We start from the raw sequence: 7663 nt of genomic DNA on the forward strand, positions 1-7663 counted from the left end.
GGTCAACGCCCGAAAACGACTCACCCGCCCAGCCTCGACCACGCAGGCCCCGAGATTGGGAGACACGCCCTAGCCGACAGGCGCCCGACCGGGAGCGCTAACGTGGAGACGGTCACCATGATCGGCGACCACCGCCGGGACTCACATCCCGTTCGTGGCTGCACCGAGCCACAGCCCGGCGCCCACGCCCAGGCAGAGCGAGACCGCGGCCGCTGCGTGGAGCGTTACCATGGGGCCGGGCTGGACCTTCCGTGCCGTGCCTGCCGCGGTACGTGAACCGGTCCCGGGCGTCGACTCCCCCGTCGTTGGTGCTGCGGTCACGCCGGTGAAGGCGGGGGCGATCCAGCGGAGGTAGTAGAAGAGGCTCGCCACCGTGTTGACCGCCGCGACTACGACTAGCCAGGCGAGACCGCCGTCCCAGGCGGCGGCGAAGACCGCCAGCTTGCCGACGAAGACAGCGGTCGGGGGTGTCCCGACCATGCCGAGCAGGCAGACGACGAGGCTGACGACCAGCCATCGGTGGCGTCCGACCGTGGTCGCCCAGTCGGTGATCGTGCGGGCCCCCGGGGCCGCCGCGACGGCGGCGAAGGCGCCGATGTTGGTCACCGCATAGCCGGCCAGGTAGATCGCCAGAGCCGGAACCGCGAGGTCGGTGCGGGCGGCGACGGCGACGACCATGAACAGGTAGCCGACCTGGCTGACCGTGGAGTAGGCCAGCAGCCGCAGTACGTCGTTCTGGTTGAAGGCGGCCAGGTTGCCCAGGGTCATGCTGACCGCGGCGATGACGGCGACCAGCAGGGGCACGTCGAGCGGCACGTCGGCGAAGGGCTCGGCGAGCAGCCGGAAGGCGGCGGCGACCGCGCCGATCTTCGGGATCGTGGTGATGTAGGCGGCCATCGGCGGCGTCGTGCCGGCCGTGACGTCGGGAACCCAGAAGTGCACCGGCACGGCACCGGCCTTGAAGGCGACACCGGCGAGCACGCCGAGGACGCCCACCGCGAGCAGCGCCGGCGATGCCTCCGGGAGCTGCGCGGCGAGGTCGAGGTAGCCCGTTGTACCGGCGGCGAGCACCACAGCGGCGACGCCGACGAGCATCAGCACGCCGACGAAGGCACCCATCAGGTAGTACTTCATCGTCGCCTCGACACCTGCGGAGTCCTTGGCGAAGCCGGCCAGCGCGTACAGCGGGACGCTGGCCAGCAGGTACGCGGCGACGAGCAGCAGCAGGTCGCCGCTCGCGGCCAGCGCGATGCTGCCGAGCCCACCGAGCAGCATGAGGACGTAGGCCTCGGTCTCCCGCGGATGTCCGGCCAGGGAGGCCGACGCCAACCAGACCAGGACAGCCACACCGAGAGCGACGACAATCCGGACGACGCCGGTGGTGGTGTCGACGACCCAGGTGCCCTCGAACACCCGCTCCGCGGGCTCCGGCAGCGCGACAGCAGCGGCGATCGCACTGGCCAGGCAGGCGGCGGTGACCAGGAGCCGGACCCGCCCCTGCCGGTGCTGCGGCGTCCAGAGGCCCAGGAGCAGGCCGCCGACGGCGCCGAGGAGCAGGAGCAGTTCGGGAAGCAGGGCGAGCACCCGCTCGCCGCCCTCGGACATGCCGGTCACCGGCCCACCAGTTCCACCACTGCCAGGGCGGCCGGCTCCAGCACGTCCAGCAGGGCGCGCGGGAACAGACCCAGGACCAGGGCGAGTACGAGGAGCGGGACAACCGAGGCCACCTCGTAACCGCGCAGGTCCCGCATCCGGGTCGCTGTCCGCGGCTGGATGGCCGTCGCCGTCCCGCCGTCCGCCCGCGCCGCAGCCGGCCCCTCCCGAGTCTCGTCGGGGTCTGCCTCGGACGGGACGACGGGATCGCCGGTGAACAACCGCTGCAGGGCCAGCAGGAACAGCCCGCCGGTGACCAGGATGCCGACGACGGCGACCACCGTGGCCACCGGCGCGGCCTGCAGCGCACCGGTGAACACCTGGAACTCGGCGATGAAGCCGGAGAAACCGGGCAACCCCAGCGAGCCGAACGCGGCGACCGAGAAGCAGGCGGCGAAGGCCGGCGCGGGACGAGCCAGACGGCCCCAACGGTCGAAGGCGTAGGTGTGCCCGCGGGACCACAGGACGCCGCTGAGCAGGAAGAGCGCGCCGGTGAGCAGACCGTGGCTGACCATCTGGTACATCGCCCCGACCGTGGCCACGGTCCGCGCCCCCTCGTCGGCGGAGGCGACCAGGCCGGCCGCGCCCAGGCCGAGCAGCACGTAGCCCATGTGGTTGACCGAGGTGTAGGCGATCATCCGCTTGACGTCGGTCTGGGCGAGGGCGACGAGAGCGCCCCACAGCACGCTGATCACCCCGACGACGACGGCCACCATGGCCCACCGCTGCCAGGCGTCAGGAAGGATCGGCATGGCGATACGCACGAACCCGTAGGTGCCGAGCTTCAGCAGGATCCCGGCCAGCACAGCCGACCCAGCCGCGGGGGCGTCGGTGTGCGCGTCGGGGAGCCAGGTATGGAACGGGAACAGCGGCGTCTTCACCGCCAGGCCGAGTCCGATCGCCAGCAGGACCAGCCCTCCGGCCACCGGAGAGTCCGCGAGCGGCGGGTCCGCCGCCAGCGCCACCATGTCGAAGGTGCGCTCATCGCTGCCGAGGAACAGCCCGATGAAGCCCACCAGCAGCGCCAGGGACCCGATGAAGGTGTAGAGGAAGAACTTCAGTGCGCTGCGCCGGGCGTTGCCGTGTCCCCAGCCGGCGATGACGAAGTACATCCCGACGATCGACAGGTCGAAGAAGACGAAGAACAGGATCAGGTCGAGCGAGGCGAAGGTGCCCAGGCAGGCGGTCTGCAGGAAGAGGAACAGCGCGGCGTAGGTGTGCGGCCGGTCCGGCTCCCGAAGTGAATAGATGGCGCAGGCCAGGAACAGCACCCCGGTCAGGGCCAGCAAAGGCAGGGAGAGCCCGTCGACGCCAACGTGGTAGCCCGCATCGACGGTCGGGATCCACTGCAGGTCCACCTCGTACGCCAGGCCGTCGATGACGCCCGAGGCTCCTTCCCCTGGCTCGAAGCGCCACCACATCCAGCCGACCAGCGCCAGGTCGACGGCAGAGGCAGCCACCCACACCGCGATCGCCGCGCGACTGGGGATCCTCGGGACTGCCAGCAGCACAGCAGCAGCCAGCAACGGCAGGAAGATCACGACGGTCAGCAGCACGACTACCTCACCACGAGCAGGAGGACGAGCAGGAACCCCAGACCGACGACGGCCTGGGCGTAGTACTGGTGCAGCAGGCCCGTCTGCGGACAGCGGGCAGCGCTCCCCGCCCGGCGGAACGCCCGCGCCATCGCACGGACAAGGCCGTCCACCACGCCGGTGTCGATCCGCGCGGAGCCGGCCGCGGTGCGGCGGGTCGCCGCGGCCACCCCCGACACCGCACCGTCCAGGACGTTCTCGTCCGCCCGGGCTGCCATGCCCGCGATCCGCCCGGCTCCGACGGCCACACCCATCACCGTCCGGTCGATCAGCATGTCGTCGATGACTGCCAGAGTGCGGGCGACAGCCATGGCCGGCCGGGGCGACAGCAGTCGCCTCAGCCCGGCCCACGACGCGAGCGGACTCCGGTCGAGCCGCTGCGTGAGGGCAGGGCGGGCCCGGAGCACGGCGACGGTCAGCCCCAGGGCCACCAGTGCGAGCGCCCCGGAGAGCAGCAGCTCCCCCAGCCCCGGGGACGGCTCCCCCTCCACGTCCAGGACCGCCTTGAGTTGTTCTGCCACGGCCGGCAACGCGAGCACACCCAGCCCGGCGGCGAACACGGCCAGCACGCCGGCGACGACCGTGGTCAGGGCCGGGATGCGCCGGGTGCCCGGCTCCTCCTCGTCGAACGCCTCGTCCCCCGCCGGCCGGGCGAGGACGACGGCCAGGATCCGACCGGCGTAGATCGCCGAGACCACGGCGGCGGCGAGGCCGACGATGTGCAGCGCCGTTCCGTCGACACCGGCGAGCACCTCGTCCTTCGTCGCCCACAGTGACAGCGGCGGCACACCGGCCAGCGCGAGGGCGGCGACGGTGGCCGCTGCACCGAAGCCTGGGTACCGGCGGGCGGCGCCCCGGAGACCGGCCAGTTGCTTGGTGCCGAGCGCGGTGAGCCAGGCCCCGGCGACGACGAACAGGCCGGCCTTGACCGCCGCGTGCGCGACGAGGTGCGCCGTGCCGCCTGCGGTGGCGCCGACACCGGCGGCAAGGAAGACGAAGCCGATCTGCGCGGCGGTACTAGCCGCGAGCAACTGCTTGAGGTCGGTCTGCGCCACGGCCACCGCGCCCAGCACGAGTGCGGTCAACGCCCCGGCCCACGCCGCCGCCGTCGCTGCCCAGCCGGTCGCGGCAAGCAGCGGCTGCATCCGGATCAGCAGGTACCCGCCGGCCGCCACCATCGTGGCCGAGTGCAGCAGCGCGCTCACCGGGCTCGGCCCCTGCATCGCGGCCGAGAGCCAGGCCGAGAAGGGCAGCTGCGCCGACTTGCCGAGAGCGGCGACCAGCACGCCGGCGGCGGCCAGGTCCGCCCAGCCTCCATCCGCACTGTCCAGGTCAGCTAGCACCAGGCTCCCCGTGGCAGCCAGCGCGGCGCCGGCGGCGACGTACAGGCCGAGATCCCCGGCCCGGGTTGTCACGAACGCCCGGGTGCCGGCGACCAGCTTGCCCGGCTCTTCCCAGTGGTAGCCGATGAGCGCGTAGGAGGTCGCCCCCATGACCTCCCACGCCAACAGAAGCGTGGGCAAGGTTGCCGCGGTGACCGTCGCCAGCATGGCCGCAACGAACAACAGCAGATAGCCGAAGAAGCGGGCCCGCGCCGTGTTCCCCGGCAGGTCCGCGACGGCGAAGAGCGTGACCAGCAAGGCGATCCCCGCAACCAGCACGATCAGCACGGCAGAGAGCCCGTCGACGACCAGGCGGAGGTCCCCGCCCTCGACGACTCCGAGGAATGGCACCGACAGGCGCGGCCGGGTCCCGGCCACCAGCGCAGCCACCACACCACCTACCGCGGTGACGGCCACGGCCAGCGGACCGGCGACGCGGTCGGCCCCCCGCCCGGCGACAAGCAAGGCGGCCCCGCTCAGGGCGGGGAGCAGCACCAGGGCGCCGAGGACGGCGCTCATCCGCGCAGGTCCGACGCCATGTCGATCATGTCGAGCTGCCGAGCCCGATAGAAGGCGACGGTGACGGCGAAGCCCATAGCCATCTCCACTGCCATGACCACCAGGGCGACGACGACCAGCATCTGGGCGTCGGGCAGCTCCGGCGCGAGGAAGTACCAGGCCGCTCCCCCGGCCAGCAGGACGCCGTTGAGGACGAGCTCGAGGCCCATCATCACCATGACGATCGTCTGCTGGGAGAGCGCGCCGTACAGCCCGACACCGATCAGGCCGGCGGCGATGGTCAGCACGATCTGCAGCACCACCTCAGCGGTCATCGGCGCAGTCCCCCGGGCACCGGGTCGTCCGGGCGCTTCGCCGTCAGACCGGCGCCGAAGCGGTCGTAGCGGCCGCGGGCGGTGGCCAGGACGGTGCCGGCCAGGATCGTGGCGAACAGCGCGATGCCGATCACCAGCATGACCAGCATGTGGCTGCCCATGATCGCCTCGCCGAGCTGGCGGGTGCTGTCAGCCGGGCGCTCCGGGTTCCGCGTCGGCCAGTCGATCGTCCAGATGCCGACGGTGAGGACGACGAACGCTCCCGCGCCGACCACCGCCGACCCCTTGGCGTTGTGCACCATAGTCATCGGCATGAGCCCGGCCGGGTTCATCATGAACATGATCATGAAGACGGCCATGATCGCCATCTCCATAGTCATCATCAGCGCCGTCACCACGGCCAGGTAGACCAGGTCCAGGACCAGCAGCACTCCGGCCACCGCGAGGAACGACGCCAGGAGCGCGAACGTCGCCCGCGCCATCGAGTCGACGACGAACACGGCGACCCCCGCGGCCACCGACAGGGCGCCGAGCACAGCCACCACCGCGATCGCCCACCCGGACAAGTCGCTCAGCATGCCGTCCTCCTCACGCGTAGAACCCGTTCAGGACGAGCACGGCGACGACCAACGCCTGCAGCAGCGTCAGTGGGACGAGGACCATCCAGCCGACCTCCACCGTGCGGTCGGGCCGCAGCACCGGCATCCGTCGTCCCACCCAGACCAGAGCAGCGACGACGGCCAGCGTCTTCAGCAGGTGCCACAGCGGGCCGGGCAACCAGGGGCCGGATTCGCCGCCGAGGAACAGCGCCGCCGCCATGGCCGCGCTCGCGCCGAGGAAGACAGTGCGACCGGCCTCCACCAGCAGCCGGTCCACCCCGGACAATTCCGAGGTGACGCCGCCGGCGATGTCAGCTGCGGCCGGTGCGGCGAACGGCCCCCAGAAGGCGAAGGCCGCGGCGCTGGCCACGAAGACCACGAAGGCGACCGGCATCGTCACCACGAACCACAGCCTCTCCTGCGCGGCCAGGACATCGGTCGTCCGCAGCGACCCGGCCGCCAGGCCAGCCGTGATGAGTGCGAACATCAGCGGCAGCTCATAGGCCAAGCCCTGCCCGAGGAACCGGTATCCACCGGTCAGCGCGTGGACGGCGTTCGGGCCCCAGCCGACCAGCCACACCGCCGCCCACAGCAGCGCCTCCATGGCGTTGAACCACACGAGATCGGCGCCCGTCGACCACAGGGTCCGGCCAGCCACTGGCACCACCGCCAGCGACAGCAGCGCCAGTGTCGGCACAGCGACGCACCCGGTTCGCCACAGCAGCCGATCCGGCGCCAGAGTCGTCCGCCGCTGCTCGACCAGCAGACGCGCGCTCGAGCGGATCGGCTCGACAGCGGCCCCCGACGCGCCGAAGACGACGATGCGGTCGACCACCGCCACCACGACGCCCAGGACCAGACCGACCGCCACGATCCCTAGGACCGCCGGGACCAGCCCCCACGCCTCCGCCAGAGTCTGCTCAGGCATTCAGGCGCTCCGGAGCCGACACCGCGGACACGGGGCGGAGGTCGAGGCTGGCCACGAGGAGCCGGGCGCTGCCAATCTCGGCGCCCTCCACCAGGGCCGCGACCTCGTCCAGTGACATCGCGGGCAAGTCCTCGACCGGCTGCCCCGACGCCATGTCGCACCAACGCCTGACCCGGTCCAGGGCTTCTCCCCCGGATCCGCGCCTCCCGATGCCTCCGGCCGTCCACGCCAAGGTCCGCGACTGGCTCACCCGCCGCGCCACGGCCTTGGCGAGCCGTTGCGCCTCATCTCGATCGGCCCCTTCGGCCACCCCGTCCCGGGCGCGGCGCGCGTCGCGGGCGGCGGTCGGCCAGCCGGCCACGTCGAGGAAGCGGGCGAGCCGGTCGAGTGCGGCCCGCTGGGAGTTGGACTGGTCATGCGCGGTGGAAACGGTGCCGGCGTCGAGCCAGGCCAGTTCTGCGGAAGTGAGGACGTCACCCTGCAGATCCGCCCGCAACACCAGACCAGTCGGCCAGCCCAGCAGTACCGGCCCGAGCGCCACCTTCAGAACGTCGAGTTCGAGCCCATCCCGGTCCGGGCCGGTCGAGGCCATCGGCAGCCCGGCCACCTCACCGCCGTGGTCCATGCCCTCGTGACCACCGCCGTGATCCATGCCCTCGTGACCACCGCCGTG

The 7663-nt window shown here is 72.0% G+C and carries 7 protein-coding genes; all 7 read right to left on the bottom strand.

Going from position 1 to position 7663, the window contains the following annotated elements; genetic code table 11:
- Nucleotides 1-141: 141 nt before the first annotated feature.
- Nucleotides 142-1605, bottom strand: coding sequence for an NADH-quinone oxidoreductase subunit N (locus GCU60_RS19495; RefSeq protein ID WP_163208287.1), 1464 nt, complete (start codon nt 1603-1605; stop codon nt 142-144).
- Between the two features lie 5 nt (nt 1606-1610).
- The gene (locus tag GCU60_RS19500) at nt 1611-3209 is read right to left on the bottom strand and encodes a complex I subunit 4 family protein (protein ID WP_345770714.1); all 1599 of its coding nucleotides are present in this window, start codon (nt 3207-3209) and stop codon (nt 1611-1613) included.
- Between the two features lie 2 nt (nt 3210-3211).
- A complete protein-coding gene (locus GCU60_RS19505) occupies nt 3212-5149 on the bottom strand; it encodes an NADH-quinone oxidoreductase subunit 5 family protein (protein WP_163208264.1) in 1938 nt (645 codons plus the stop codon).
- A complete protein-coding gene (locus tag GCU60_RS19510) occupies nt 5146-5463 on the bottom strand; it encodes an NADH-quinone oxidoreductase subunit NuoK (protein ID WP_163208266.1) in 318 nt (105 codons plus the stop codon). Before GCU60_RS19510 ends, GCU60_RS19505 begins: the two co-directional genes overlap by 4 nt.
- Nucleotides 5460-6041 carry an NADH-quinone oxidoreductase subunit J gene (locus tag GCU60_RS19515; protein WP_163208283.1) on the bottom strand — a complete coding sequence of 194 codons (582 nt, stop codon included), beginning with the start codon at nt 6039-6041 and terminating at the stop codon, nt 5460-5462. The genes GCU60_RS19510 and GCU60_RS19515 overlap by 4 nt, the downstream gene beginning before the upstream one ends.
- 10 nt (nt 6042-6051) lie before the next feature.
- The gene (locus tag GCU60_RS19520; protein ID WP_163208285.1) at nt 6052-6990 is read right to left on the bottom strand and encodes an NADH-quinone oxidoreductase subunit H; all 939 of its coding nucleotides are present in this window, start codon (nt 6988-6990) and stop codon (nt 6052-6054) included.
- The coding region (locus GCU60_RS19525) for a hypothetical protein (RefSeq protein ID WP_204262350.1) at nt 6983-7663 on the bottom strand (681 nt) is incomplete at its 5' end. The genes GCU60_RS19520 and GCU60_RS19525, both read right to left, overlap by 8 nt.

Origin of the sequence: Blastococcus saxobsidens, assembly GCF_010682065.1 — a bacterium.
Classification (GTDB): domain Bacteria; phylum Actinomycetota; class Actinomycetes; order Mycobacteriales; family Geodermatophilaceae; genus Blastococcus; species Blastococcus saxobsidens_B.

Excerpts from the sequence above, each read along its gene's own strand:
- GCU60_RS19505 (WP_163208264.1), bottom strand. The coding sequence starts at position 5,149 with ATGAGCGCCGTCCTCGGCGCCCTGGTGCTGCTCCCCGCCCTGAGCGGG.
- GCU60_RS19520 (WP_163208285.1), bottom strand. The coding sequence starts at position 6,990 with ATGCCTGAGCAGACTCTGGCGGAGGCGTGGGGGCTGGTCCCGGCGGTC.
- GCU60_RS19495 (WP_163208287.1), bottom strand. The coding sequence starts at position 1,605 with ATGTCCGAGGGCGGCGAGCGGGTGCTCGCCCTGCTTCCCGAACTGCTC.
- GCU60_RS19510 (WP_163208266.1), bottom strand. The coding sequence starts at position 5,463 with ATGACCGCTGAGGTGGTGCTGCAGATCGTGCTGACCATCGCCGCCGGC.
- GCU60_RS19515 (WP_163208283.1), bottom strand. The coding sequence starts at position 6,041 with ATGCTGAGCGACTTGTCCGGGTGGGCGATCGCGGTGGTGGCTGTGCTC.